Annotated in this window: 24 protein-coding genes and 1 pseudogene; 11 read left to right on the top strand and 14 right to left on the bottom strand. The window is 65.0% G+C overall.

Going from position 1 to position 25,407, the window contains the following annotated elements:
- The first annotated feature begins 94 nt into the window (after window positions 1-94).
- On the top strand, window positions 95-1,201 hold the full coding sequence (locus tag ASR47_RS09290; RefSeq protein WP_065307491.1) for a hypothetical protein: 1,107 nt from the start codon (window positions 95-97) through the stop codon (window positions 1,199-1,201).
- 61 nt (window positions 1,202-1,262) lie between these two features.
- Here ASR47_RS09290 and ASR47_RS09295 read toward each other — a convergent pair whose 3' ends face one another.
- The 6 genes from ASR47_RS09295 to ASR47_RS09320 all read right to left on the bottom strand — a co-directional run bounded on the left by ASR47_RS09295 (window position 1,263) and on the right by ASR47_RS09320 (window position 8,653).
- Window positions 1,263-2,510: an ROK family transcriptional regulator gene (locus ASR47_RS09295; protein WP_065307492.1), complete on the bottom strand. Its 1,248-nt coding sequence runs from the start codon at window positions 2,508-2,510 to the stop codon at window positions 1,263-1,265.
- Window positions 2,511-2,618: 108 nt separating this feature from the next.
- Window positions 2,619-5,246 (bottom strand): glycoside hydrolase family 32 protein, encoded by a 2,628-nt coding sequence (locus ASR47_RS09300; RefSeq protein WP_065307493.1) that lies wholly within the window; start codon window positions 5,244-5,246, stop codon window positions 2,619-2,621.
- A 114-nt stretch (window positions 5,247-5,360) separates the two neighbouring features.
- Window positions 5,361-5,816, bottom strand: coding sequence for an RbsD/FucU family protein (locus tag ASR47_RS09305; protein ID WP_065307494.1), 456 nt, complete (start codon window positions 5,814-5,816; stop codon window positions 5,361-5,363).
- On the bottom strand, window positions 5,809-6,606 hold the full coding sequence (locus ASR47_RS09310; RefSeq protein WP_065307495.1) for an ATP-binding cassette domain-containing protein: 798 nt from the start codon (window positions 6,604-6,606) through the stop codon (window positions 5,809-5,811). The genes ASR47_RS09305 and ASR47_RS09310 overlap by 8 nt, the downstream gene beginning before the upstream one ends.
- Window positions 6,606-7,565 carry an ABC transporter permease gene (locus ASR47_RS09315; RefSeq protein ID WP_065307496.1) on the bottom strand — a complete coding sequence of 320 codons (960 nt, stop codon included), beginning with the start codon at window positions 7,563-7,565 and terminating at the stop codon, window positions 6,606-6,608. Before ASR47_RS09315 ends, ASR47_RS09310 begins: the two co-directional genes overlap by 1 nt.
- A 95-nt stretch (window positions 7,566-7,660) precedes the next feature.
- Window positions 7,661-8,653 (bottom strand): sugar ABC transporter substrate-binding protein, encoded by a 993-nt coding sequence (locus tag ASR47_RS09320; protein WP_065307497.1) that lies wholly within the window; start codon window positions 8,651-8,653, stop codon window positions 7,661-7,663.
- Between ASR47_RS09320 and ASR47_RS27400 the strand changes: the two genes are divergently transcribed.
- From ASR47_RS27400 to ASR47_RS09365, 10 genes and pseudogenes are all read left to right on the top strand, one after another.
- Window positions 8,595-8,852 carry a hypothetical protein gene (locus ASR47_RS27400; RefSeq protein WP_171898917.1) on the top strand — a complete coding sequence of 86 codons (258 nt, stop codon included), beginning with the start codon at window positions 8,595-8,597 and terminating at the stop codon, window positions 8,850-8,852. The two genes, ASR47_RS09320 and ASR47_RS27400, sit on opposite strands and share 59 nt — an antisense overlap.
- A 95-nt stretch (window positions 8,853-8,947) precedes the next feature.
- Window positions 8,948-10,219 (top strand): ABC transporter substrate-binding protein, encoded by a 1,272-nt coding sequence (locus ASR47_RS09325; protein WP_065307498.1) that lies wholly within the window; start codon window positions 8,948-8,950, stop codon window positions 10,217-10,219.
- A gap of 80 nt (window positions 10,220-10,299) precedes the next feature.
- Complete coding sequence (locus ASR47_RS09330; RefSeq protein ID WP_065307499.1) at window positions 10,300-11,190, top strand: carbohydrate ABC transporter permease; 891 nt, start codon at window positions 10,300-10,302, stop codon at window positions 11,188-11,190.
- Window positions 11,178-12,005 (top strand): carbohydrate ABC transporter permease, encoded by an 828-nt coding sequence (locus ASR47_RS09335; protein ID WP_065307500.1) that lies wholly within the window; start codon window positions 11,178-11,180, stop codon window positions 12,003-12,005. The genes ASR47_RS09330 and ASR47_RS09335 overlap by 13 nt, the downstream gene beginning before the upstream one ends.
- A 9-nt stretch (window positions 12,006-12,014) precedes the next feature.
- A complete protein-coding gene (locus ASR47_RS09340) occupies window positions 12,015-13,049 on the top strand; it encodes an NAD(P)-dependent alcohol dehydrogenase (protein WP_065307501.1) in 1,035 nt (344 codons plus the stop codon).
- A 24-nt stretch (window positions 13,050-13,073) separates the two neighbouring features.
- Window positions 13,074-14,171, top strand: a pseudogene (locus ASR47_RS09345) (ABC transporter ATP-binding protein); the annotation flags it as partial.
- Window positions 14,172-14,229: 58 nt separating this feature from the next.
- A complete protein-coding gene (locus ASR47_RS09350; RefSeq protein ID WP_065307502.1) occupies window positions 14,230-15,108 on the top strand; it encodes an AraC family transcriptional regulator in 879 nt (292 codons plus the stop codon).
- 28 nt (window positions 15,109-15,136) lie between these two features.
- Entirely contained in the window at window positions 15,137-16,612 is a 1,476-nt protein-coding gene (gene xylB, locus ASR47_RS09355) for a xylulokinase (RefSeq protein ID WP_065307503.1), read from the top strand.
- Between the two features lie 83 nt (window positions 16,613-16,695).
- On the top strand, window positions 16,696-17,322 hold the full coding sequence (locus ASR47_RS09360; RefSeq protein WP_483790121.1) for a TetR/AcrR family transcriptional regulator: 627 nt from the start codon (window positions 16,696-16,698) through the stop codon (window positions 17,320-17,322).
- A gap of 15 nt (window positions 17,323-17,337) precedes the next feature.
- Window positions 17,338-17,931: a cytochrome b gene (locus ASR47_RS09365; protein ID WP_065307505.1), complete on the top strand. Its 594-nt coding sequence runs from the start codon at window positions 17,338-17,340 to the stop codon at window positions 17,929-17,931.
- Between the two features lie 45 nt (window positions 17,932-17,976).
- Here ASR47_RS09365 and ASR47_RS09370 read toward each other — a convergent pair whose 3' ends face one another.
- The 8 genes from ASR47_RS09370 to ASR47_RS09405 all read right to left on the bottom strand — a co-directional run bounded on the left by ASR47_RS09370 (window position 17,977) and on the right by ASR47_RS09405 (window position 25,407).
- The gene (locus tag ASR47_RS09370) at window positions 17,977-18,426 is read right to left on the bottom strand and encodes an RDD family protein (RefSeq protein WP_065307506.1); all 450 of its coding nucleotides are present in this window, start codon (window positions 18,424-18,426) and stop codon (window positions 17,977-17,979) included.
- 21 nt (window positions 18,427-18,447) lie between these two features.
- Window positions 18,448-18,987: an NUDIX hydrolase gene (locus ASR47_RS09375; protein ID WP_065307507.1), complete on the bottom strand. Its 540-nt coding sequence runs from the start codon at window positions 18,985-18,987 to the stop codon at window positions 18,448-18,450.
- 61 nt (window positions 18,988-19,048) lie between these two features.
- Window positions 19,049-21,505, bottom strand: coding sequence for a TonB-dependent siderophore receptor (locus ASR47_RS09380; protein ID WP_065307508.1), 2,457 nt, complete (start codon window positions 21,503-21,505; stop codon window positions 19,049-19,051).
- Between the two features lie 135 nt (window positions 21,506-21,640).
- On the bottom strand, window positions 21,641-22,615 hold the full coding sequence (locus tag ASR47_RS09385; protein WP_171898918.1) for a FecR domain-containing protein: 975 nt from the start codon (window positions 22,613-22,615) through the stop codon (window positions 21,641-21,643).
- Window positions 22,612-23,100, bottom strand: coding sequence for a sigma-70 family RNA polymerase sigma factor (locus ASR47_RS09390; RefSeq protein WP_065307510.1), 489 nt, complete (start codon window positions 23,098-23,100; stop codon window positions 22,612-22,614). Before ASR47_RS09390 ends, ASR47_RS09385 begins: the two co-directional genes overlap by 4 nt.
- Window positions 23,100-23,456 (bottom strand): DUF3325 domain-containing protein, encoded by a 357-nt coding sequence (locus ASR47_RS09395; RefSeq protein WP_150127737.1) that lies wholly within the window; start codon window positions 23,454-23,456, stop codon window positions 23,100-23,102. Before ASR47_RS09395 ends, ASR47_RS09390 begins: the two co-directional genes overlap by 1 nt.
- On the bottom strand, window positions 23,453-25,072 hold the full coding sequence (locus ASR47_RS09400) for a PepSY-associated TM helix domain-containing protein (protein ID WP_082988834.1): 1,620 nt from the start codon (window positions 25,070-25,072) through the stop codon (window positions 23,453-23,455). Before ASR47_RS09400 ends, ASR47_RS09395 begins: the two co-directional genes overlap by 4 nt.
- Window positions 25,069-25,407 (bottom strand): DUF3649 domain-containing protein, encoded by a 339-nt coding sequence (locus ASR47_RS09405; protein WP_065307512.1) that lies wholly within the window; start codon window positions 25,405-25,407, stop codon window positions 25,069-25,071. Before ASR47_RS09405 ends, ASR47_RS09400 begins: the two co-directional genes overlap by 4 nt.

The following is a 25,407-nucleotide window of genomic DNA, read 5'->3' on the forward strand; positions in this document are numbered from 1 at the left end:
GATTATTGAACGGCATCGCCCATTTGAGGGACGAGATTCCAAAAATTTGTCATTAAAGTAGCTTATCGACATTTTTTTGGACTGGAACAAGACCATGCGCTCATACTCTGCACTTGCCTTCCTGCTCGTCCTCGGACCGGGATTGAACCTGACCGCATGTGGCGGCGGAGCCGGTACCGGTGGCACGTCATCGCCAACGGTGACCGCGCCGGCCACGCCGGCAGCCGGGCGCATCGCGCAGATCGACTATATCGCCGAAGCCATGGACCGGTCGGATCTGTTCGCGACATCGAGCGGCTTATATCTACGCAAGTATTCCGAGAATGGGACCGATACAATCGAAAAATATGAAGTCAGTTCCGGCTCGGCCGGTTGGCTGAGCAGAGCACTCTCAGTCAACGGGGCGACCTTCGCGCCGCCTCTCAATGGGTCCACCGCTGGCCCGGCCGTCTATTGGGCGGGTTTTGACCGTTCCACGGTCAAGAATATGTTTGGATTCGCCAATGCCAAAGGCATTGACGACATCGGTATCGAAACCATTGTTCCCGCCGGCGCGCGCAGCACCAGTACGCTAAACTGGGCCATTACCACAGACGGCGAGGTCTGGCTCAAATCGACCAGCAGCAGCGCCAGCAATGCAAAAGCCAATTACCGGCTGGTCGCGCAAACAAAGATGGCCTATCTGGGTCAAACCGCCGCCGCGTCGATGGACGATGATGTCGTGCTGTTCGCCAGCAGCGGCAGCGATCTGGTGCGCGTGACGCCGCAGGGCCAGGTCTCCACCTGGACGCTCCCCGGCCGCATTACCGTCATCAAGGCAGGATTGGGCGCGATGTGGGTAGGCACTGGCGACACCATTTACAGGCTCGACAACGATTCCCTGTCGACCTATGCCCAGGTAAGCGGGGGAGTCTCTGCTATTCTGGGCCCGTTGTTCTGCCTCAGCAATAACGACATCTTCACCTCAAAGGGGCTGGCGTATATGGACGTCGGTAGCGGACCCGCGCCGACTCCGCGCTCTTACCTTAGCACCTCGGAAGTGGGCCTGTCCGCGGCCGATATGGGTAAACTGCAATCTATGAAAGGCGGGATGGGGGGCTCCGGCGTTTTTTGTGGCAACACCCTGGACCAGGAAGTGTATACCTACTCTCTCGATCTGCAGACATCGAAGCAAATGATAACGAAGGTCATCCCAATCTGAAACTCAGGCAAGCCGGGCTGCTCCAGGTCAAGAGCATCTGGGGAACAAGGCGTCAGCGCCCTTACTTGAGAAACAGATCGCGGTCCGGCGCGAAATGCGCGTACAGCGGCAGGAAGGCGCCGCCGATGGCGCGCGCGTCGGAGCCGACGGTGCCGCCGAGTACCTGCGGCCGGGCGACGCCCTCCCAGCTGTAGCATTCCAGCGCGCGCTCGACCTCGTCCAGCAAGCGATCGAGCAGGCCGCGGTCGAACGAGCCGTCGATAATCACCCCCTCCAGGTCGAGCAGGCAGGTGGCGCTGTTGATGCTGAGCGCAATGGCCCGCGCCGCGTCGTCGAGCCAGGCTGTGGTGTGCGTGGCGAAGGGTTCCTGCAGCGCGCGCCCGTCGTGGGCGGCGGTCGGGTCCAGCCCGGCCAGGATGAACAGCTGCTCGAGGTTGAACAGGGAGGCGTCGCCCAGCAACTGGCCCGGCGGGTTCCTGGCGCCGGCCGTGGCCATGCCGAGCGGCAGGGAGCCGACCGCGCCGGCATTGCCGTGCAGGCCGCCGTGCAAATGGCTGTTGATGACCAGGCCGCCGCCGATAAAGATGTCGACGAAGACGTACAGGAAGCTCTTGATGCTGCGCCCGCGCCCGAGCACCAGCTCGGCGACGCAGGCGGCGGCGGTGTCCTTGGCGAACTCGACCGGCAAGGCCGTCATCGCCTGCACGCGCTGGCCGATATCGATGCTGTCCCACGCGTTGGCCTGCTCCGGCGCCATCTCGAGCAGATTCTGCCAGCCGCCCAGGCCCAGCGGCGCGGCGATGCCGACGCCGCACAGGCGCGGCAGCAACTTCGGTCCCAGCAGCACGGCCATGCTGTTCAGCGCCGAGGCGATCTGGGCGAACACGGTGTCGGGCACGGGAAAGGGATAGGACAAGGACAGGCGCTCGCGCGTATTGCCGACGAAATCGACCAGCAACACGTCGAGGCTGCGCCGGCCGATCTTGATGCCGATCGAGAAGGCGCCGTCCGGATTGAGCATGATGGGCACCGACGGCTGGCCGACCTTGCCACGCACCGGTGCACGCTTGCTGACCAGGCCTTCTTCCAGCAGGCGGTTGATGATCAGGGAAATCGTTTGCGTGCTCAGGTTGGTCAGCCGGGCCAGGTCGGCCTTGGGCATGCTGCCGTGCAAGCGCACGGCCTGCAGCACCACCCGCTCGTTGAACTGACTCATGCCCATCTGGTTCGAGCCGCGCGGCTGCAGCCATCGGACATCGTCGATGGCCGCCTGCGACGCGTGCGCTTCTTCGGTAAAGCTGTCTGACATGGTGGGGCGGGTCCGGTTTCTACAGGCGTAAAGGACGACATTTTATTACATCTGCGCCGCCCCGCCAGTGAAGCTCCGCATGCATGGAGCTCCAGCTGCTGCGCAGCGTCAGCGCTTGGCCCAGATCGACTTCAATGGCCAGATGGTCAGCTCTTTCAGCGTTGCCGCGCCGCCAACGGTGAACAGCGCCACACCGGTGCTGGACGGTTGCGGGAAGATCTGGTCGGTCAACACCACCTCGTTGCCCGCAAACACCATCACCGACGAAGTGTCGACCACGATGCGCAGCTCCACCGTACCGGTGCGCAGCGGCAGCGGGGCGGTATGGCGGGCGGCAAAGCTGGCGTTGAAGCTGGCGTCGCCCGATTTGCTGCGGTCGATATAGACCGCGCCGGCCACCGCGTCATAGCCGATGACGGTTTCTTCGCCATTCGCGCCGGTGCGCACCTTCAGGCCAAAACCGGTGGCGCTGCCGGGTTGGATCTTTGCCACAATGTCCAGCGCCTGGCCCGGGGCGGGGGCGATATCGAGCTTTTGCACGCCGGCGGCCAGCGAGCGGTCCTGGACGCTGTAGAGCGCCTTGTCGCGCAGGGTGCTGAAGTTGTCCACCGGCTGCTGCACCAGCCGCACCTGGCCGCCGATCGTGCGCAGCGTGAATTCGCGGGCGAAAGTCTGGGCGCTGCGCCATGGGGTGGTGGGCGTGTTGCCGGCGTAGTCCCAGTTGCTCATCCAGCCCAGGCCGATGCGCTTGCCATCGGGGATGCCGTTCCAGGTCACGGCGGCATAAAAGTCGGCGCCGTAGTCGAGCCAGTTGGCTTCTTCCTTGGCAGTGTCCGAAAAAACGATATGGTCGACCAAGATATGGCCCCAGCCGCCCGTGTTTTTGTCCACCACCTGGATCTGCGCGCTCTTGCCGCGGTAGGCGTCGACGTTCCAGTTGCGCCAGTTCAGGGCTTCGGCATTGGCGCCGGTCTCGCTCTTGACCACCTGGCCGTTGACCAGCAGGTTGACCGTGGTTTCATGGCTGACGGGCTTGGCCGGCTGGTCCGACGCCTCGAACACGTCGGCAACGATGTGTCCCCAGGCGCCGTCGTTGTCGTCGATGATGACAATCTGGGCCTGCTGTCCGGCGAACTCGCGCACGTCCCAGTTTGTCCAGTTCAGTTCGGAGTCCGCGCCGTTGGCGCTGCGCACGACCTTGCCATTGACCTTGAGCACCACCGCCGTGGGATTGGGGCTGCTGTAGGGATGGTTGCCGCCGCCGATGAGGAAGTTGATATAGGCCCTGGAGATGGTAAAGGTGGGCGACGTCAGGCTGCCCTTGGCCACGTCACCGGCCCCGATGAGGGAATTGAACACACCCGCGCCCAGCTTGCCGGCTGCCGCTTGCCGGTCGGCGTCGCTGCCGGCGGCAACCTTTTGCCCCACCACGTCGCCGGTGGGCGTCCAGCCCAGGTCGGCGTAGGTCGCATTGGCCGGGCCTTCAAAACCGGCGCCCGGAAACAGCAAGGTTCCCGCAGGGACCGTGCCGTCGCCCGCCTCGGGCACGCGTGGATGGCGTCCGCCGCCGACCATCAGATTGATGTACTTGCTGGTGACGGTGAAGGCGGGCGAGGTGAGCGTGCCGGTGGCCGCGTCGTCCTTGCCCAGCCGGTAGGTGTCGAGCAGCTCGCTGCCCTGGTTGTCGGCCACGCCATGCGCGGGGGCCACCGGCGTCTTGCCGGCAAAGTCGCCCGTCGAGGCCCAGCCGGTGGCGTCGAAGCTGGCCGCTTCGAAGTCCTGGTAGACGGTGCCTGCCGGCGGCTTCTTGTCGATCACGCTGTTGGCGTCGGCCACGAATTGCTTGCCGTCGAATTTCCCGACAAAATAATGTGCTCCGGAACCACCGGCCACCGAGCCGGGGTTGATGTTGATGTTCATCACCCATTTGCGTTTGCTGGCGTCGCCATCGACGGGCAGCTCGAACAGGTCGGGACATTCCCAGATGCCACCGACCGCGTTGGCCGGGCCAAAGGCGCTCATGTAGGTCCAGTCGCGCAGGTTTTTGGACGAGAACAGCAGCGCCTGGTGCCGCTCCGAGGCCACGGCGACCATCACCCATTTTTGCTCCGGTGCATACCAGAAGACTTTTGGATCACGGAAATTTTGCCCCTCGCTTTCAAACGGCGCCGGTGGCACGGGAATCACCGGGTTGGCCGCATACTGCTTCCAGGTACGGCCCCGGTCCAGGCTGTAGGCGATGGACTGGGCCTGGGCATTGGGGGCCAGCACCTGTCCGTTGGCCAGCGCTTTTCCTTGCGGGTACACGCTGGTGTAGATGGCTACCATGGCGGGATTGCCGGCGCTGCCCAAGCCGCTGGTATTGTTGGTGTCCACCACCACGCTGCCGGAGAAGAACATTTGCGTGAGCTTGCCGCCCGCGTCCTTTTCGGCCGTCAGGGCGACGGGCAGCTCGTTCCAGTGCAGCAAGTCGGTGCTGACGGCGTGGCCCCAGGACATGTCGCCCCAGGTATTGCCGTTCGGGTTGTACTGGTAGAACAGGTGGTATTCGCCGTCGTGGTAGACCAGTCCGTTGGGATCGTTCAGCCAGTTTTTGGCGGCGGTGTACGACAGCTGGGGACGATAGGTTTCCAGATAGCCGGACTGCGCGGGTTCGCTGGTGTTGTCATTGCCGCTGCTGCAGCCCACCAGCAGGGTGGCAAGGCAAGAGGCGAGAATAGGGAGGTGCTTTGACATGGTGTCTCCTTTATCTTTATATTTTGTTCAGGCGTGCGCAGGCCGGCTGCGTGCAACCTCCGCGCCGATACCGCCAGGCGCGTCCGAATCGGGGAGTTGTTTCTTGCAGGTTGCTCAGGCTGCCAGCGGATCGCTGATCACACCCTTTTTGAACAGGAAATTGGCGTAAGGTTGCATTTCGCCGGTCTGCACGATGGCGTAGGCGTTCTTGACGCGTTCGTAGAAGGCGAAGCGCTCGACCGCCTCGCATTGCGCCGGCGTGGCGGCGCCGCTGGCGGCGATCTGATCAAGCATGGTGCGCTGCACCGCCGACAGATAGCCATCGGCGGTGTTACATACCTTCATGAAGGCGACCGGCTGGTCCACCATGGCGTCGAGCGGAAACACCGACAGCAGCGCCGCGCTGGCGCGCTGCAGGCTGATGCCGGGCAGGCGCACCAGCGGCTTGCCCTGGCCCAGGGTCTGGCTGGTGAAGTTGGCGTCGACCAGCACGACTTCCTCGCCATGGCCCATTTCGCACAGGAGCTTCAGCAATTCCGGGCTGAGCAGCGGATCGATTCCTTTAAGCATGAGCTTCCTCCGGAAATTCTTCGGCGCTCTTCGCGCCTGTCATCACCGCCACGGTGTCGGACATGCTGATGTGCTTGGGGTTGAGCACGGCGACGCGCTTGCCCAGGCGCTGCACGTGGATGCGGTCGGCGATCTCGAACACGTGCGGCATGTTGTGGCTGATCAAAATCACCGGCAGGCCGCGGTCGCGCACATTGCGTATCAGTTCCAGTACCATATTGCCCTCCTTTACGCCGAGTGCGGCGGTTGGTTCATCGAGAATCACGACATGCCTGGCAAACGCCGTGCTGCGCGCCACGGCCACGCCCTGGCGCTGGCCGCCAGACAGGGTGCCGACGGCTTGCTTCATCGAACGGATGCCGATTTTCAGATCGCGCATATGGGCTTCCGCCTCGGCCAGCATCTGCTTCTTGTCGATGCAGCGCAGGAAGCGCGACAACATGCCCTTGCGCAGCAGTTCACGGCCGAGGAACAGGTTCTCGGCGATCGTCATGGCTGGCGCCACTGCCAGGTCCTGGTACACCGTCTCGATGCCGTAGCGGCGGGCGTCGATCGGCGACTTGAGGTGGATCGGCTTGCCATCGAGCAGCATCTCGCCTTCGTCCGGGACGACGGCGCCCGATAGCGCCTTGATCAGCGAGGATTTGCCGGCGCCGTTGTCGCCGATCACGGCGAGTATTTCGCCCGGCAGCAAGTCAAAATCGGTGCCGTCGAGCGCGGTCACGCTGCCGTAGCGCTTGACCAGGCCACGGGCCTGGAATACCGGTTGCACATGCGTCGTCATGTTCATCAACCTTTCTTGTGTGTCAGTTGATCGGTGGCTACCGCCAGGATGACCAGGATGCCCGTCACCAGGATCTGGTACACCGAGGACACGCCCATCAGGGTCAGGCCGTTGCGGAACACGCCGACGATCAGCACGCCGACCAGGGTGCCCATGATCGAGCCGCGTCCGCCGAACAGGCTGGTGCCGCCGAGCACGACCGCGGTGATGCTGTCGAGGTTGTCGGTCTGGCCGCCCTGCGGGTCGCCCACGCCCATGCGCGCCACCGACATCAGTGCGGCGATGCCGTAGCACATCCCGGCGATCATATACACGCCCAGCAGCACTTTATTGGTGGCGATGCCGGTCAGGCGGGCCGCCTCCGGATTGTTGCCGACGGCGTAGAGGTGGCGGCCGGGCGCGGTCTCGCGCAGGTACAGCCAGGTCAGCACGTACATGCCCAGCATCAGCACGGTGCCGTAGGTAAAGGTGGCCTGGCCGAGCTGGAAGGTGTTGCCGAAAAAGCCCATCGTTTCCGGCAGGCCGGTGACGGTCTGGGCCTGCGAGTACAGCTGCGTGACGGCGAAGGCAATGTTCATCGTGCCCAGCGTGACGATAAACGCCGGCAGCTTGATCGAGGTGACCAGTGCGCCGTTGATGAAGCCGATCAGCACCGTGACGGCGATGCCGCAGCCGATCGCAAGATAGGGATTCATGCCGAGGTCGACGGCGAATTTGGTCATGATGACCGAGCCCAGCGCCATGGCCATGCCGCAGGACAGGTCGATGCCGGCGGTCAGGATGATCAGGGTCTGGCCGATGGCGATAATGCCGACGACCATGACTTGCTGCAAGATCAGGGAAAAATTCTGGCTGCTGAGGAAGCGGTCGCTCTGCGACGCGAAGAAGGCGCAGGCGGCGAGCAGGGCAATGAGTGGCCCCAGTGTCGAGAGCGGCGGTAGAAATGTCGGGACGGTGGAACGCATCTGTTATCCATATTCAAGAGGGGAGAAGGCGGCGCGCAGGCGGCCGCGCGCCGGCAGGGCACGCAGCCTTGCCGAACGCGACCGCCTGCGTGGAGTTATTTGCCCCAGCAGGCGTTCAGGCCGAACGCCGTGTCGCGGCTCTCGACGCCTGGCTGCTGCTTGTCGCTGATCAGGGTGACGCCGGTGTCGACGTAGCCGCTGGCCTTCTTACCGTTCTTGGCGTACTCGACGCCGGCTTCGACGCCCAGGCCTGCCATGTTCAGCGGATACTGCTGCGAGGTGGCGGCGATGACGCCGGCCTTGACGTCGCGCACGCCGGCGCAGCCGCCGTCGACCGAGACGATCATCACGTTCTTTTCCTTGCCCAGGGCCTTGAGCGCCTTGTACGCGCCGGCGGCGGCCGGTTCGTTGATGGTGTACACGAGATTGATGTCGGGATTTTTCTGCAGGCAGTTTTCCATCGCCGTCTGGCCCTTGCCCTGGTCGCCGAAACTGTCGGCCATGCACACCACGTCGGCGGTTTTCGCCGGTCCGACCGTCTTGGCGCTGATACCCGGCGCGCCGAAGCCGGCCAGGAAACCGTTATGGCGGGCAATTCCCACCGGATGGCCCGGGAACAAGTCCAGCATGGCGATCTTGGCAGGCTTGCCGGCGAAGGCGGCCTTGGCGTATTGTCCGATCAGCGTGCCGGCCTTGTAGTTGTCGGTGGCGAACAGCGCGTCGGTCGCGTCCTGCGGCTCGGTCGGGCTGTCGAGGGCGATCACCAGCACGCCGGCGGCGCGCGCCTTCTTGATGGCCGGCACGATGGCTTTCGAATCGTTCGGCGTGATCATGATCGCCTTGGCGCCGGCGGCCACCATGTTTTCAATCGCCGTGACCTGGCCGGCGTTGTCGCCGTCGGCGCGCCCGGCCGCCGTCAACAGCTTGGCGCCCTTCAGTTTTGCGCGTTGCTGCGCACCTTCTTTCATCTTCACGAAGAAGGGGTTGGTATCGGTCTTGGTAATCAGGCCGACGATCGGTTCATCGGCCATGGCGACGCTGCTGGTTGCCGCAAGGATAGCCAGTGCGAGGCATTGTTTGACGTTCATTGTGTTATCTCCAGATCTATTTATTTTTTACCGGCAGGGCGTATGCCTCGGCCTCGGGGCCGCCGCGAATCGCGGTACCCGAGCCGAATATACTCCCGGAAAATTAATAAATCAAGCGGCTTTATATATTATTGTGGCCGAAAAATATCAGCACGACACCGCCTCCATGGCTGTCGTTTTGCTGAAAAATAGTATTTGAAAACTGGCCGCTTTTGCAGTGGTGGCGGGCCGGCTTTGTTTTTATAGTGAGCTTACCGGTGGAACACCGCCGGACTATAAAAATGGAGACGTGTTATGAAAATCATGACTGCTATCGCATGCGGCGCCCTCATGTCCGCTGCTGTTGCCGACGCCTCGGCGCAAAGCTGCAAGGTGCCGGTGCTGAAGGTGCTGGCGCAAAAAAGCCTGGGGCTGACGGTGATGGAAAAGACCCTGGCCGACTATGAAAAAGCCAGCGGCACCAAGGTGCAAATCAGCTATTTCGGCGAGAACGACCGCCGCTCCAAGGCCAGGCTCGACGCTTCCACCAAGGCCGGCTCCTACCAGGTCTATTACATCGACGAAGCCAACGTGGCCGAATTTGCCACCGCCGGCTGGGTGGTGCCACTGCTTAAATATTTGCCGAAAGAAGCCGATTACGACGACTTCCTGCCGGGCCGGCGCGCCGTCGCCTCGTACAACGGCGTGGCCTATTTCGCGCCGCTGATCGGTGGCAGCGACTTCCTGTTCTACCGCCGCGACTTGCTCGAAAAGGCCGGCATTGCGGTGCCCAGGACGCTCGACGAGCTGGTGGCGGCGGTGAAAAAAATGCACAGTCCTCCCAGCGTTTATGGCTGGGCGGCGCGGGGCCAGCGCGGCTCGGGCATGAATGTGTGGCGCTGGGCGCCGTTCATGCTGGCCGCTGGCGGCAAGTGGGAAAACAACGGCGTGCCAAGTTTCAATTCGGCGCAGGCCGTGAAGGCCACCACCTTGTACCGCGACCTGTTCAAGTACGCGCCCCCGGGCGGCGCCACCTATGACTGGAGCAATGCGCTCGAAGCGTTCAGGTCGGGCAAGGTGGCCTTCATGATCGAGTCGACGCCGTTTGCCGACTGGATGGAGGACCCGAAAAAATCGTCGGTGGTCGACAAGGTCGGCTATGTGCGCCCGCCGGCGCCGCTGGCCTCGGCCGCCTATGGTCACGGCCTGGCCATTTCCACCTCGGGCGCGAAAGACGAATGCACGCGCCAGGCGGCCGGCAAGTTCATCGCCTTTGCCACCGGCAAGGAGCAGGAGCAGGCGCGCCTGAAGGACAACGTCTTTAGCGACTACAACCGCAGCAGCACCATCAACAGCGACTACTTCCGCAAGCACGTCAAGCCGCAGATCCAGGCCGGCCTGACCGACACCACGCCGGTGTCGCGCCTGACCATCTGGCCCAGCCCCGAGTGGCCGGACATTGGCGACAACCTGGGCGTGGTGCTGGAAGAAGTATTCACGGGCACGCGCGGCGACGTGCAAAGCGCGCTCGATGAGGCCAATGAGTACGCGACCGATGTGATGGCGCGGGCGAAGAAGCGTAAATAAGCCGGTAGCGCTGGCGATCCCCAGCTCTTGCTTTTGGGGTAAAGCCAGCGCTTGCATCTTCACGTCTGAAAGCCCTCCTTATGCCGCATTCCATCCGAAAAAAACGCCATACCTGGCTGCCAGCGGTATTTCTCACGCTGCCGCTGCTGGTGTTGCTGATCCTGGGCCTGGTGCCCACGATTGCCGCCATCAACCTGGCCCTGCAAAACCGCGTGCTGCGCTACAGCGACAGCGAGTATGTGGGGCTGGCCAACTTCATGCGCCTGTTTGGCGACCGCCGCTTCATGAACGCCGTGCAGGTCTCGGCCGTGTGGGAAGTGGTGACCGTGGCCGGTTCGCTGGTCGCCGGCGTGCTGCTGGCCGTGTTCCTGTTCGAGAAAGTGAAGGGCCGCACGCGTGACGTGATCGCGCTGCTCCTGATCGTGCCGGTGCTGCTGCCGCGCGTGTCGGCGGCGTTTATCTGGAAGTTCATGTACTCGCCGCTGATGGGCATCCTCAACTGGATGCTCGAATGCGTGGGCCTGGGCGGCACGGCGCTGCTGTCCGATCCGGCCACGGCGCTGTATGCGGTGGCGCTGGTCGACATCTGGCAGTGGGGCCTGTTCTTCGGCGCGGTGATCTTGAAACTGCTGGAAACCCTGCCGCCCGAACCGCTGGAAGCGGCGCGCCTCGATTACGCGTCTACCTTGCAGGTGTATGCGTATATCGCGCTGCCCATGCTCAAGGTGCCGATCATGAGCCTGGTGTTCATCAAGATGGTCGAGTCGCTGCGCTCGTTCGACCTGATCTATGTGATGACCAAGGGCGGCCCCGGCATCGCCACCGAAACGCTGGACATGTATGCGTATGCGCAGGGCATCGGCCTGATGGGCAAGATCTCGTATGCGTCCAGCATGGCCGTGCTGATGATGATCGCCACCACCATCATCTTTACCTTGCTCTGGAAACGGGTCGCCAAATGGGAAAACTGACGATTACACGTGGCATGGACGCCGTCGCCACTACCGCGATTACCACCGCCATCGTGCTGCTGGCGCTGTTTCCGATCCTGTGGGCCGTGCTCAATTCCTTCAAGGAGCTGATGGACATCGTCACGCCGGTGCCGCGCTTTGTCTTCAGCCCCACGCTGGCCAATTACCGGCAGGTGCTGGCCAGCCCCGAAGTATTGACGGGCCTGGGCAACAGCGTGGCCATCGTCGGCATCGCCGTGCTGCTCGGCGCCGTGCTGGGCGTGCCGGCCGCGTATGCGATCGCCCGCTATCCGGTGCCGGCCAAGAAGGACATCCAGTTCTTCCTGCTGTCCTTGCGCTTTCTGCCGCCGGTAGCCGTGGCGATACCCCTGATCTCGATCTGGATCGACCTGGGCCTGTACGACTCGCGCCTGTCGATGGTGGTGACGTATCTGCTGGTGACCCTGTCGACGATTATCTGGCTGTCGATTCCGGCTTTTGCGCGCATCCCGAAAGAGATCGAGGAAGCGGCCGCGCTCGACGGCTACGGTCCCTACCAGGTGTTCTGGAAAGTGGCCCTGCCGGTGGCGTCGAAAACCCTGATGGGCGGCATCGTCTTCAGCTTCGTGCTGGTCTGGAATGAACTGATGATCGCGCTGGCGCTGACGTCGTCGAAAAGCGTCACCTTGCCGGTGATCGCCTCGGCATTTACCTCGATGGGCCAGGAAGTGCCGTGGGGCGTGGTCAACGCCTCCACCGTGCTGCTGGCGCTGCCGCCACTGCTGTTCGTCGGCATCCTGGGCCGGCTGCTCAACTCCATGCTCAAACATAAATAAGGATTTATCATGCAAGCTCTCGTACTGGAACAAGCGCATTCCATCACCCTGCGCGATATCGACCTCGCCCTCGCGGTCGGCCCGCGCGACGTGAAGATCAAGGTCCACACGGTGGGCATCTGCGGCAGCGATGTGCACTACTTCAAGCACGGAAAAATTGGCCCGTTCGCGGTCGAAGCGCCGATGGTGCTGGGCCATGAAGCGTCGGGCGTGGTGGCCGAAGTGGGGGCGGAGGTGACGCACCTGAAGGTGGGCGACCGCGTCTGCATGGAGCCTGGCGTGCCGCAGTTCGATTCGCCGGCCACCATGCGCGGCCTGTACAACCTCGACCCTGCCGTGCGCTTCTGGGCCACGCCGCCCATCCACGGCTGCCTGACCCCCTACGTGGTGCATCCGGCCGCCTTTACCTTCAAGCTGCCCGACAACGTCAGCTTCGGCGAAGGCGCGATCGTCGAACCGCTGGCGATCGGACTGCAGGCGGCAAAAAAAGCCGCGATCAAGCCGGGCGACGTGGCGGTGGTGATCGGCGCCGGCACCATCGGCGCGATGACTGCGTTAGCCGCCCTGGCGGGCGGCTGCTCGCGCGTGATCCTGGCCGACCTGGTGGCCGAAAAACTGGCGCTGTTTGCCGGCAACCCGGCCGTCACCACGGTCGACGTGCGCCAGGCGAGCCTGTTCGATACGGTGCGCGAGCAGACCGAAGGCTGGGGCGCCGATATCGTCTTCGAAGCCAGCGGCAGCATGCGCGCCTACGACAATATCACCGACCTGCTGTGCCCCAACGGCTGCCTGGTGCTGGTCGGCATGCCGCCCGATAAAGTGCCGTTCGATATCGTCGCCATCCAGGCCAGGGAGGTGCGCATCGAGTCGGTGTTCCGCTACGCCAATATCTTCCCGCGCGCGATCGCCTTGCTCGGTTCGGGCAAGATCGACGTCAAGCCCTTCATTTCGCGCACCTTCGGTTTTGCCGATGGCGTGCAGGCGTTTGACGAGGCGGCCAAGGCCTTGCCCGGCGACGTCAAGATACAGATAGAACTGGCCTGAGCCGGTCATCAAGGAGACAAGAACATGGCCCATATCGCCTGCAGGCAGCTGTACAAGACCTATGACCACAAGACGGCCGTGCTGCAGCCGTTCGACCTGGACATCGCCGACGGTGAATTCATCGTCCTGCTGGGGCCTTCGGGCTGCGGCAAATCGACCCTGCTGCGCATGATCGCGGGCCTGGAAGACATCAGCGGCGGCGAGCTGCATATCGGCGGCGCCGTTGTCAACGACTTGCCGGCGCGTGCGCGCAATGTGGCGATGGTGTTCCAGAACTACGCGCTGTATCCGCACATGACGGTGTACGACAATATCGCCTTCGGCCTGCGCCGCCTGAAGGTGCCGAACGGCGAGATCGATCGCCGCGTGCGCGAAGTCGCCGCCATCCTCAGCCTCGATGCGCTGCTCGAGCGCAAGCCGCGCGCCATGTCGGGCGGCCAGCAGCAGCGCACGGCGATCGCGCGCGCGATGATCAAGACGCCGCAGGTGTTTTTGTTCGACGAGCCGCTGTCGAACCTCGACGCCAAGCTGCGCGCGCAGCTGCGCGCCGACATCAAGCGTTTGCACCGCCGCCTGCGCACCACCACCCTGTACGTCACGCACGACCAGCTCGAAGCGATGACCCTGGCCGACCGGGTGGTGCTGATGAAGGGCGGCCATATCGAGCAGATCGGCACACCGGCCGAACTGTACAACCATCCGCGCACCCTGTTTGCGGCCGGCTTTATCGGTACGCCGGCCATGAATGTCATCGATGGCGTGATCGAACAGGAGGGGGATCAAGCTGTGCTGGCGTGCGCCGGCCGGCGCTGGAACTTGAGCTCCGCCCGTTTTGCTGCTCTGGCGGCCGGCACCAAAGTGGTGTTCGGCCTGCGCCCGAACCACTTGCGCGCCGCCACCGCAGAGGACCGGCAGCAGGGCAGCACCAGCCACGGCCTGGACTGCAGCATCGACCTGGTGGAGTTGCTGGGGGCCGAAGCGCTGATCAGTTTCCAGTGCGGCGACTTGAGCCTGTCGGCGCTGCTGCCGGCGAACGCCGCCAACAGCGTGGCGCAAATCGGACAGTCGCTGGCGCTGGCCTTTGATGAAGAACATATCCACCTGTTCGACGCCGAAAGCGGGCTGGCGCTGGCGGCAAACCGTTAGAATACCGCCATCGAGACCGTGCAGGGGAGACGCCGTGACACCAGACCTGGAAGTGATCTACAAACCATTACACGAATCGTTTCGTGCGTGGGCCCACGGCTTTCCGCACACGGTGGCCAAATGGCATTTTCACCCCGAGTACGAGCTGCACTTCATTATCACCTCGACCGGCAAGTTCTTTATCGGCGACCATATCGGCAGCTACGGCCCGGGCAATCTGATTTTGACCGGGCCGAACCTGCCGCACAACTGGGTCAGCGAGCTGCCCGAAGGCATGGTGCTGCCCGAGCGCGACCTGGTGCTGCAGTTTTCCAGCGACTTCATCGAACGCTGCACCTTGCTGTTCCCGGAACTGGCGCCTTTGAAGTCGCTGATGGGCGAGGCTTCGCGGGGCCTGCAGTTTCCCGATGCGCTGGGCCTGCGCCTGGTGCCGCTGATGCGCGAGCTGACGACGGCGCAGGGCCTGCGTCGGGTCGAGCTGTTCGCGCGCCTGTTCGGCGCCCTGTGCGAATGCCGCGAACGCCGTGCGCTGGCCAGCGTCACCTATATGGCGCAGGCGGGGCGCTATATGTCGTCCACCATCAACCAGGTGCTGGCGTATATCAAGCAGAACATCACCCTGGACTTTTGCGAACAGGACGTGGCCGATGTGGCCGAGATGAACACGCTCAAGTTCACGCGTTTCTTCCGCAAGCACACGGGCACCTCGTTTATCCAGTACGTCAACCAGGAGCGCATCGCGCTGGCCTGCGAGCTGCTGATGAACACCGACCTGAAGGTGACCGATATCTGCTACCGCACTGGCTTTAACAACCTGTCCAATTTCAACCGCCAGTTTTTGGCGCACAAGCAGATGTCGCCATCGAAGTTTCGCTCCTGCCTGCTGATGAATATGTCCGAACCGTCAGCCTGACGGCCCCTAGATCACTTTTTGGAATCACATGACTTATCTTGGTATCGATATCGGCACTTCCGAAGTCAAGGCCATCCTCACCGATGATGCGCAAACCATCCTCGCCAGCAGCGGCGTGGCGCTGCGCGTGGCCAGCCCGCATCCGGGCTGGTCGGAGCAGAATCCCGAGGACTGGTGGCATGCCACGCTGGATGTGATCGCGGCCATCCGCGCCGCCCAGCCGGTGGCGTTTTCCGGCCTGCGCGGCATTGCGCTGTCGGGCCAGATGCATGGCGCGACCCTGCTCGACAAGCAGCAGCACGTGCTGCGCGCGGCGATTTTGTGGAACGACACGCGCTCGTTTGCCGAATGCGTGGAACTCGAAGCGCTGGTGCCCGAGTCGCGCGCCATCACCGGCAACCAGGCCATGCCGGGCTTTACGGCGCCGAAACTGCTGTGGCTGCAAAAATACGAGCCGGCGCTGTTCCGCGCCACCGCCACCGTGCTGCTGCCCAAGGATTACGTGGCGCTGCGCCTTACCGGCGAATGCGTGTCCGACATGTCCGACGCTTCCGGCACCCTGTGGCTGGACGTGGCCAAACGCGACTGGTCCGACCGCATGCTGGCGGCCACCGGCCTGTCGCGCGAGCATATGCCGCGCCTGGTCGAAGGCAGCGCCGCCGCCGCCCAGGTGCGCAGCTCCTTGTGTCAGGAGTGGGGCATCCATCACCCGGTGATATTGGCCGGCGGCGCCGGCGACAATGCGGCGGCCGCCGTCGGCCTGGGCGTGGTCGAGCCGGGCGCGGGCCTGCTGTCGCTGGGCACCTCGGGCGTGCTGTTTGCCGGCAGCGACGGCTATGCGCCCAATCCGGGCCAGGGCGTGCATGCGTTCTGCCACTGCCTGCCCGAGCGCTGGCACCAGATGAGCGTGATCCTCAGCGCGGCGTCCAGCCTGTCCTGGGTAGCGCAGCTGACGCAATCGAACGATATCGGCGAGCTGGCCGGCCTGGCCGAAAAGGTCGATGCGCGCAAGGCGCCGCTCTTCCTGCCGTATCTGAGCGGCGAGCGCACGCCGCACAACGACGCCACCGCGCGCGGCGTGTTTTTCGGCCTGTCGACGGAACATGGCCGCGCCGACCTGGCCTATGCGGCGATGGAGGGCGTGGCGTTTGCCATGGCCGACGGCAACGAGGCGCTGCGCAGCGCCGGCACCCACCTGACGCAGGCGTCGTTTGTCGGCGGCGGCTCGCGCAGCCGCTTCTGGGCGCAGCTGTGCGCCAGCGCCTCGGGCCTGGACGTGCTGCGCCACGACCATGGCGTGGCCGGCGGCACCATGGGTGCGGCGCGCCTGGCGCAGATGGGCGTCACCGGCCGCGCACCGGCCGAGGTGTGCACCCGCCCCGCAGTACAGGAAACCATCGCGCCGCAGGCGTCGAACGTGCTGGCCGACCGCCTGGGCCGTTACCGCCGCCTGTATCCGCTGCTGCGCGAGGAGTTTGCGGGAGCGACCGCGGCGGCGCGCTGAGGGTAGCTCAATTTTGCATTGACATACGAAGCGTATGTCAATAACATGCTTTCACATACGTTTCGTATGCGAAAGGAATGCCCGTGTCTGTTTCAACCGCCACTACCGTGCGCCGCAGCCGCAGCGCCATGCTGGAGGACACCCGCACCAGGCTGCTGGCGGCGGCGCGCCAGGCGTTTGCCGAACACGGTTACGCGCATACCTCGATGGACGATTTCACGGCCGCCGTTGGTTTGACGCGCGGCGCGCTGTACCACCATTTCGGCAGCAAGGAAAAGCTGCTGCTGGCCGTCATCGACCAGCTCGAAGGCGAGGTCGGCCTGCACCTGCAGACCGTGGCGGACGCCGCGCCCGATGGCTGGCAAGCCTTGCGCCGCCGCTGCCAGGCTTACCTGGAGCTGGCGCTCGAACCCGAGCTGCGCCGCATCATCCTGCAGGACGCGCGCGCCATGTTCGGCGACGTGCCGCAGGCGCACCAGCGCATCGGCATCGCCGCACTCGAATCGGCCCTGCAGACGCTGATCGATGACGGCGTGGCGCGCCCCACCCATGCGGGCGTGACGGCGCGCATGCTGTACGGCGCCGTCACCGAAGCGGCGTTCTGGATCGCCGAAGCCGACGGCGATCCGCCGGCGCGTCTGGCCGTATCCACGGCCGCGCTCGACATGCTCCTCAATGGCCTGCTGGCTGGCCCACCCTCTCATCTTTAATACCAGGAAAACACCATGCAATGGAAAAATAGCCGTGAGCGCTTTGGCGCGCTGGCCAAGTTGTTTCACTGGACCAGCGCCGCCGCCTTTATCGGCGCCTATATCGTTGTCTACTATGTGATCTGGTTCCTGGACGAGGAGGCGCCCGGCACCCTGGCGGTGCTGAACGTGCACTGGATGCTGGGCCTGCTGGTGGGCGCGCTGGTGCTGCCGCGCCTGGCCTGGCGGCTGTGCGACGTGCAGCCGCACGATCCGCCCGGCTCCGCGCTGGAGCACCGGCTGGCGCATGCGGCGCACTGGGGCCTGTACGGCCTGCTGATCGTGCTGCCCCTGACCGGCTATGCGGGCACCAGCCTGCACACGGACTTTGGCCTGTTTGCCGTGCCCTCGTTTCGCGATACCGCGCTGTTCGACGCGATGGCGTCCCTCTTCGGCTTTGACTGGGAAAGCTTCGAGCCGCCGGTCGACGCCGTGCACCACTTCCTGGGCAAATGGGTGGCCTGGGGCGTGGTGGGCCTGCATGTGCTGGCGGCGCTGTACCATCACCGGGTGCGCAAGGACGATGTACTGACGCGCATGCTGCCCCACGGCCGTCGTCGGGACAATTGACCCAGTCCAGCGCGGCCCGAACGGGCAAAAAAGCCTTGCCGATTTTTATATTACTGCTCTGGCCTGGCGGCGTATCACGACAGTGCCGGCCAGCTTGTCGTGCCAGCCCTGCTTGCGCGCGTCGATGCCGATCCAGATAAAACCAAGGAACAGGGGCAGGGCTGACAGATAATAGGCCAGGCCACGGACGACGAACTGCCAGGCGGCCGGCTTGCCGCCCGTGCGCGCATCGGCAATGACCGCCTTGACGGCCATCTTGCCGGGCGTGCTGGCAAGCCAGAGCCACAGCGCCAGTTGCACCAAAAAAGGCAGCACGCAGGAAATCAGCACGTGCGCAGGCCCATGGATCCAGACCTCCTCGGCCCAGTAATGGCGGCCATACACGGCCAGCATCAGCGGCTCCGTGATCAGCAACAGCAACAGGGTATCGATCAGGGTCGCGCCCATGCGCGGCCAGAAGCCCACATAGTCCATTTCACTTGCAGCGTATTGCATGCTTGCTCCCGCTTGAAAAAATCATGGGCTGAGCGCCTTCAGCTTGGCCAGGAAGCGCCGCAGATGCGGCTCGCTGCGCCCGAACGGCACGTCGTCAAAGGCAAACCAGCGTATGCCCGAAAATTCGTTCTCGTCCCAGGTGATGGCTTGCCGGCGGTCGGCATGGATCACATACCACAGCGACACATCGGTGTGGCCGGCGCTCAGGCCGACGGTGGTGGTGACCGTCAGCATCAGCGGCGCGGCGACGGCATGCGTGGGCGCCAGGCCCAGTTCCTCGGCCAGTTCGCGCAGCACCGTGGTGCGCGGATGCTCGCCGGGATCGACATGGCCGCCGGGCGGCAGCCACAATTGGGCATTGCGATGGTCGACCAGCAGCACGTGACCGTCATCGACGACGACAAAGTAGGCCACCAGGTGTTTCGGCGGCGTGGCCGGCTTGGCCAGGCGGAACAGCTCGTCGCCGCCGGCGATCCAGGCCAGCGTGTCGGCAAGCTGTGAGCGTTCGAGTTGGTCCAGGGGGACGATGGCGGCGACTTCCTGCCGGATTTGCTGGCGCATCTGCTGGAACCTTGGCGAATGACAAGCCGTGAGAGTAGCAGATGTGCCGGCAAAAAGGTGGTCAGAACCTGTAGCGCAGCGACAGCATGGCGTTGCGCGGGTCGCCGTAGTAGCCGCCCATGCCGGTCGAATGGTAGCGCTTGTCGAACACGTTGTTGATGTTCATGGTCGCCACCAGGCGCGCATCGAACTGGTATTGCGCCATCAGGCCCGCCACCGCGTAGCCGTCTTGCGCAAAGCGTTCGCCGTTCGGCCCGCGGTCGTCTTGGTAGATGCCACTTTGCCAGTTGACGCCGGCGCCCAGCGTCAAGCCTGGCACGCCTTGCGACAGTCGGTAGGTGCTCCACAGCTTGGCCATCGCTTGCGGCTGGCTGGTCTGGATGCGCTCACCGGCGGCGTTGCGGATGCGGCTGTAGGCATAGCTGGCTGTCAGCTGCCAGTCAGGCTGCAGCTGGCCCGACACCTCCGCCTCGAAGCCGCGCGTGGTGGCGCCCTTGACCGTGTGATAGGCGTACGAGCCGCCGCCGGTGCCGATGATCCAGATATTGCCCGGATCGGCTACGGCCAGGTTTTCCTGGCGCAGCTGGAACACGGACGCGCTGGTGTTCAAGGCGCCGTTGAAAAATTCGCCCTTCACGCCGGCCTCGTAGTTCTTGCCTTCCAGCGGCGGCAGGAAGCGGCTGTTGACGTCGCGCTGGCTTTGCGGCGTGAAGATGCTGGTGTAGCTGGCGTAGGCCGACCAGTGCGGCCCCAGGTCGTAGACCAGGCCCGCATACGGCGTGATCTTGCCGCTTTCACGCATGCTGTCGTACAGGTCGGTGTCGGCGTCGTAATCGCTGCGGATGTCGCGCTTCCAGTACGACAGGCGCGCGCCGAGGATCACCGACAGCGCGTTCGTCGGGCGCAGGCGCAAGGTGGAATACAGGCCGCTTTCGCGCTCCTTGTCGTACGACGTACCCATGCGCGTGCCGCGATAGTCGGGCACCGGCATGGCGCCATTCCAGGCATTGATGTCGGGGATGCTGTAGTCGTAGCCTGCCAGGCGCCAGCCTGGATAGATCGGGCTGTTGGTTTCGAGTTCGGAGGCGCTCACGCCGAACACCAGTTCATGCTGGCGGCCGAAGGCCCGGAACGGCCCGCTGACGTAGGCGTCGAGCGCGGTTTGCTGCGGCTTGCTGTGCCAGTTGGCCAGCCACAGTTTCAGGTTGGCGCCGCTGACCCGGTCCGCATAGCCGTTGCCGGCAAAACCCTGCAGCGCGTCGTACTGGTTGCTGCTGCGGCTGACGGCCAGCCTGGCGATCCAGTCGTTGTCGAAATAATGGTCGAGCGTGGCGAACAGCATGGTCTGTTCACGGTCATACGTGCTCCACGCCGCCGTGCCGTTCATCGAGCGCTTGAAGCTGGTGCGCGAGCCGTCGCTGTAAAAGACGGGAAATTCGCGGCCCGCGCCGTTGAGTTTTTCCTTCTGGTAGTTCACGCCCGCACTCAATACCGTCGACGGCGACAGGTCGGCTTCAACGATGGCGTACAGCACGTCCTTTTTCTGGCGGTAGCGCTCGATGAAGGAATGCTGGTCTTCATGCGCCGCCACCACGCGCGCGCGCACGCTGCCGCCCTGGTTCAGCGGCGTCGACAGGTCGCCATCGATGCGGTAGCGGTCCCACGAGCCAGCCTGCACGCCGGCCGATGCGGCAAACGTGCGGCCAGGGCGCTTGCGCACCAGGTTGACCGCGGCCGACGGGCTGCCGATGCCGCTGATCAGGCCAGTGGCGCCGCGGATGATCTCGACCCTGTCATAGATGGCGGCGTCATAGGTGCGCGCTTCGAGATTCTTGCTGGTCGGTATGCCGTCGACCATATACGACGTCACTTCGAAGCCGCGCGAGAATACCTGGTCGTATTCGCGCGTGCTCGACGAGCGGTCGACCGTGATGCCGGGCGACTGCACCAGCACGTCCTGCAAGGTGCGCAGGCCCTGGTCTTCGATCTGCTGGCGCGTGATGACGCTGACCGCTTGCGGCGTTTCGCGCAGCGACAGGTTCAGGCGCGTGGCGCTGGTCAGGCCCGCGTAGCCGCGCTTGCCTTCGGTGGTGCCGTCGCGCAGGGCGCTGGCGCTGACCGCCACTTCGCCGAGGGTGGCGGCAATCGGCGCAGCGGGCGCAACGGCACCGCTCTTGCGCAGCACATAGCTGCGATCCCCGCCGGGCACCGCCTCCAGCCCGGTGCCGGCCAGCAGCTGCGCCAGCGCCTGCGGCACCGTGTAGCTGCCCTGCAGGCCGGGCGAGCGCACGCCTTGCAGCAGGTCGGCCGCGCCGCCCACGTTGACCCTGGCCTGGACGCCAAAGGCGGCGATGGCGGCGGACAGCTCGCCGGCCGGCACGCTGTAGCGGGTTTGCACGGCGCTGGCGCCGCCTGGCGCATCGGCGGCGCTGGCCGGCGCATGCGCCAGCGACAGCAGCAACAGGGCGCCGCCCACGGCGCGGGCGAGGGGAGTGGGGTGCAGGTGATGCAGATGCATGGTGGTGCCTTTCCGGTGACGTTAAGTGACAGACATCCACAGGACAGGCAAGTCATGAAAAAAGGGCCAAAGAACGGTAATGCCGTTCAGTTAAGCTGTCCGACGCATGTCTATGCGTAAGGATTACAAACGGATTTATTTTGCGTGGGGCGCGATGGTGACCCAGTAGCGGCTGCGGTACAGCACGTCGACCGGCAGCATCTGCGTCAGGTTGTCCAGCACGATGTCGGTGTCGTCGAGGCGGAAGGCGCCGCTCAGGCGCAGGCTGGCCACCGCGGGTTCGACGCGCAGCAGGCCGGGGCGGTAGCGCGCCAGTTCGGCGGCAAATGCGTCCAGGCGCATGTCCTGCGCCATCAGCATGCCTTGCGTCCAGGCGTGCGCCTGCGGTGGCGCCGCCACGGGCAGGTTGGCGTGGTCGGCGTCGAAGCGGCTTTGCTGGCCGGCTTCGAGCCGGCGCACGGTGGCCGAGCTTGCACGCGGCGCGATCTGCACCGCGTGTTCCAGCACGGTCACGCAACTGCCCGCATCGTCCAGGCGCACGATAAAGCGCGTGCCGAGCGCGCGGATGCGGCCATGCGGCGTAGCGACGATCAAGGGGCGCTTCCCCGCATGGTCAGGCCGGGTTTCTACCAGCAGCTCGCCGCGCCGCAGTATCAGCAGGCGCTCGTGCCCCGTGTAGTCCACATCGGCGGCGCTGTCGGTGTTGAGCAGCAGCCGGCCGCCATCGGGCAGGGACAGCTCGCGGCGCTGGCCGACGGCGCTGCGGTAGTCAGCCAGCACTTCTTGCCGGTACAGCATCCAGGCCCCTGGCAAGGCCATCAGCGCCAGCAGCGCCTGCATCGCGGCGCGGCGCTGCGGCCGGCGCAGCACGGGCGCCGCCACGCCTGGCGGCAGCAGTGCCGAGGCATGCTCCAGCTGGCCGCTGACCTGCCGCACCTTGTGCCAGGCGCGCAAGTGTTCGGCGTCGCGCGCGCGCCAGCGTGCGCTGGCCGCCAGCTCGGCGGGTGTGGCCTGGCCCGACTGCTCGATCAAAAACCATTCGACGGCCTGGCGCGCCACCTTGCGCGACAGCGGCGGCACGCTGGGCACTGGCAGCTCGCTGGCGCTCATGCCAGCAGCACGCATTCGGTCAGCGCCTCGGCCATGTAGCGCTTGACGGAGCGCTCGCCGATGCAGAGCCGCGCGGCGATGTTCGCATAGGTGTGGCCCTCGATCTGCGCCATGATGAAGACGGCGCGCACCTTGGGTTTCAGGCCGTCGAGCATGGCGTCGACCGCTTGCAGGGCCTGCAGCATCTCGGCCTGCTGCTGCGCCGACGGCACATGCTGTTCCGGCAGCGCTTCCAGCGCGGCCAGCCAGGCGCGCTCCAGCGACTGGCGCCGCAGATGATTGATCAGCAGGTGTTTGGCGATGGTCGCCAGGTAGGCCCTGGGCGCGCGCAGGGCCGGGGTTTGCGGCTGGGCCGGTGCGCCGGCCAGCAGGCGCGCAAAAGTGTCCTGCATCAGGTCGGCCGCGTCAAAGGCATTGCCCAGGCGGCGTTGCAGCCAGTGCGCCAGCCAGCCGTGGTAGGCGCTGTAGCAGCTCTCCAGCTGCATTACAGCACCGCCAGCATCACCGCCGCCAGCAGCGCCGCCACGCCGCTCGCGCGCGCCAGGCGCCTCGCCTGGTGCGGCGCGTAGGGCAGCAGCCAGATCAGCAGCAAACCGCAGCCGGTCAGGCTGCCGATCCAGAACACGGCGCCGTAGCCGGCGCCGGCGATATGCATGGCCCAGGCCAGGGCGAAGGCCAGCGCCAGAGCGCCGCCCCATTGCAGGCGGCGCCGCAATTGCGGCGGCGGCTCCATGCCGCGGCCGTGCAGGTCGGCATGGTGGCGGTCCATCGCCAGGCACAGGCACGACAGGCCCGCATAGCACAGGGCGAAGACAAGGAAGTTCGACAGCAGGTCCATCATGCCGCTCCCGCCACGTGGGCGCTGGTGCTGGCTGGCGCGGCTTTTCTTGCCTTTGCCGCCAACGGTTTCAGTTTCCAGGCGGCGTAGGCCAGCAAGAGGCCCAGCGACAGCAGCACCAGGTCGAACGCTGCCACCGGCACGGGACCACGGCCGAGGAACAGGGTCACGCCCAGGTGCGACCCGGTGGTGAAGATATTGAGCACCGGCAGGCCGGCCAGCAGGATGGCGCCGGCCGTCAGCTGCAGGCGCCACATGGCGCGCGTCGGGCGCAGCTGGGCGACGATGGCGGCCAGCGCCCAGGCGCCGAAGAAGCAGGCGATTTCTTCTTTCGGCCGCTCTTCCATCACCACCGGCAGCAGGCGGTTGGCCCAGAAATAGGCGCCGAAGGCGATCGGGATGCCGGCGATGGCGCCGATATTGAGCGCTTCGACCAGCCGCAAGCCGAAGCTGGCGCGCTTGCCGGCGGCCAGCGCCTTGGCCTGCTTCTGGCGCGTCTTGACGGCCCACAGCAGGGCGCCGGTGGCGACCATGGCGCAGCCGGCCAGGCCCGACAGGAAGAACAGGGCGCGCAGCAGCGGCGCGCCGAAATGGGCCACATGCAGGCCGACCATCACGCCTTGCGTGGCGGCCGCACCGGGTATGGCCTCACCGTTCGACGACAGCAGCTTGCCGGTGACGCCATCGAAATCCATCGACGGCTGGCGGCTCGACATGTCGCGCCCCGCCGCGCGGTTCAGGGTGATGACGGCGTTGGCGTCACCGGGCGCGTTGACGGCGATGCGGCCGACCTTGCCGCCCCATTGCCGTTCGGCCTGGCGCACCAGCGGCGCGAAGGGCGTCAGGGGCGCTGCCACGCCGGCCGCCTTGCGCTCTTCGGCGCGCGGAAACGCTTCGGCAAAGAAGGCTTCCTGGTCGCCCTTGTAGGCGGCGGTGGCGCCGGACGGCATGTACAGGAACATCAACGTCACCAGGCCGGTGTAGGTGATCATCAGGTGGAAGGGCAGGGCCAGCACGGCCGTCACATTGTGCGCGTCCAGCCACGAGCGCTGGCCTTTTTTCGGCCGGAAGGTAAACAGGTCCTTGAAGATGCGCTTGTGGGTAATGACGCCGCTGATGATGGACACCAGCATGAACATGGCGCAAAAGCCGACGATCCAGCGCGCCCAGATGGCCGGCATATAGTGCAGGTCGAAATGCAGGCGGTACAAAAATTCGCCGCCGCGGGTGTCGCGCGGCCTGGACAGCACCTCGCCGGTGGCCGGGTCGGCCTTTTCGCTATGGAAGTTGCCGCGCCGTCCTTTCTTTTTCTCGCCCGGTTTCGGCGGCTTGCTCCAGCCCAGCTGGGTGGCCGGATTGCGTTCGTCGGGCAGGCCGATGAACCAGCGCGTGGCGCCGGCCGCGCGCTCGGTCATCGCGGCCTGGGCGGCGGTGGCGGCCACTTCGCCGCTGACCGGATTGGCCGCGGCCGCGTGCAATTCCGGCTGCATCCACAAGGTGATTTCGCTGCGGTAGTAGCTGGCCGTGCCGCCGCAAAATACCAGCAGCAGCAGCCAGCAGACCAGCAGGCCCGACCAGGTGTGCAGCCATGCCATCGACTGGCGGAAACCTTCTTTCATGCGAGACTCCAGGATAGTACGTCCATCGATTGCAGGATGGCGGCGATGACGGCGCTCGGGATCAACAGGCCCAGCCAGGCGCGCAGGGCGCTGCTGGTGGCGAAGACCCACAGTACGGCGCAGGTGTAGATGGTGAACGACAGCAGGGTCGCCGTCATGACGGCTTCCGAGCGCGGCATCGGCAAGCTCACCGACAGCAGCATGGTGACCAGCGCCGCCAGCACATAGCCGCCGACGATGGCGGCCACGCCGCGCGAGGCCACGCCGAGGCGGTAGATGGCGCCGGCGGACAGCCGCAGGCGCGGCAGTTTTGATGTGGTGGCGGGCGCTGGCAT

The sequence above is a fragment of the Janthinobacterium psychrotolerans genome (assembly GCF_001677885.1).
GTDB lineage: Bacteria > Pseudomonadota > Gammaproteobacteria > Burkholderiales > Burkholderiaceae_D > Janthinobacterium > Janthinobacterium psychrotolerans.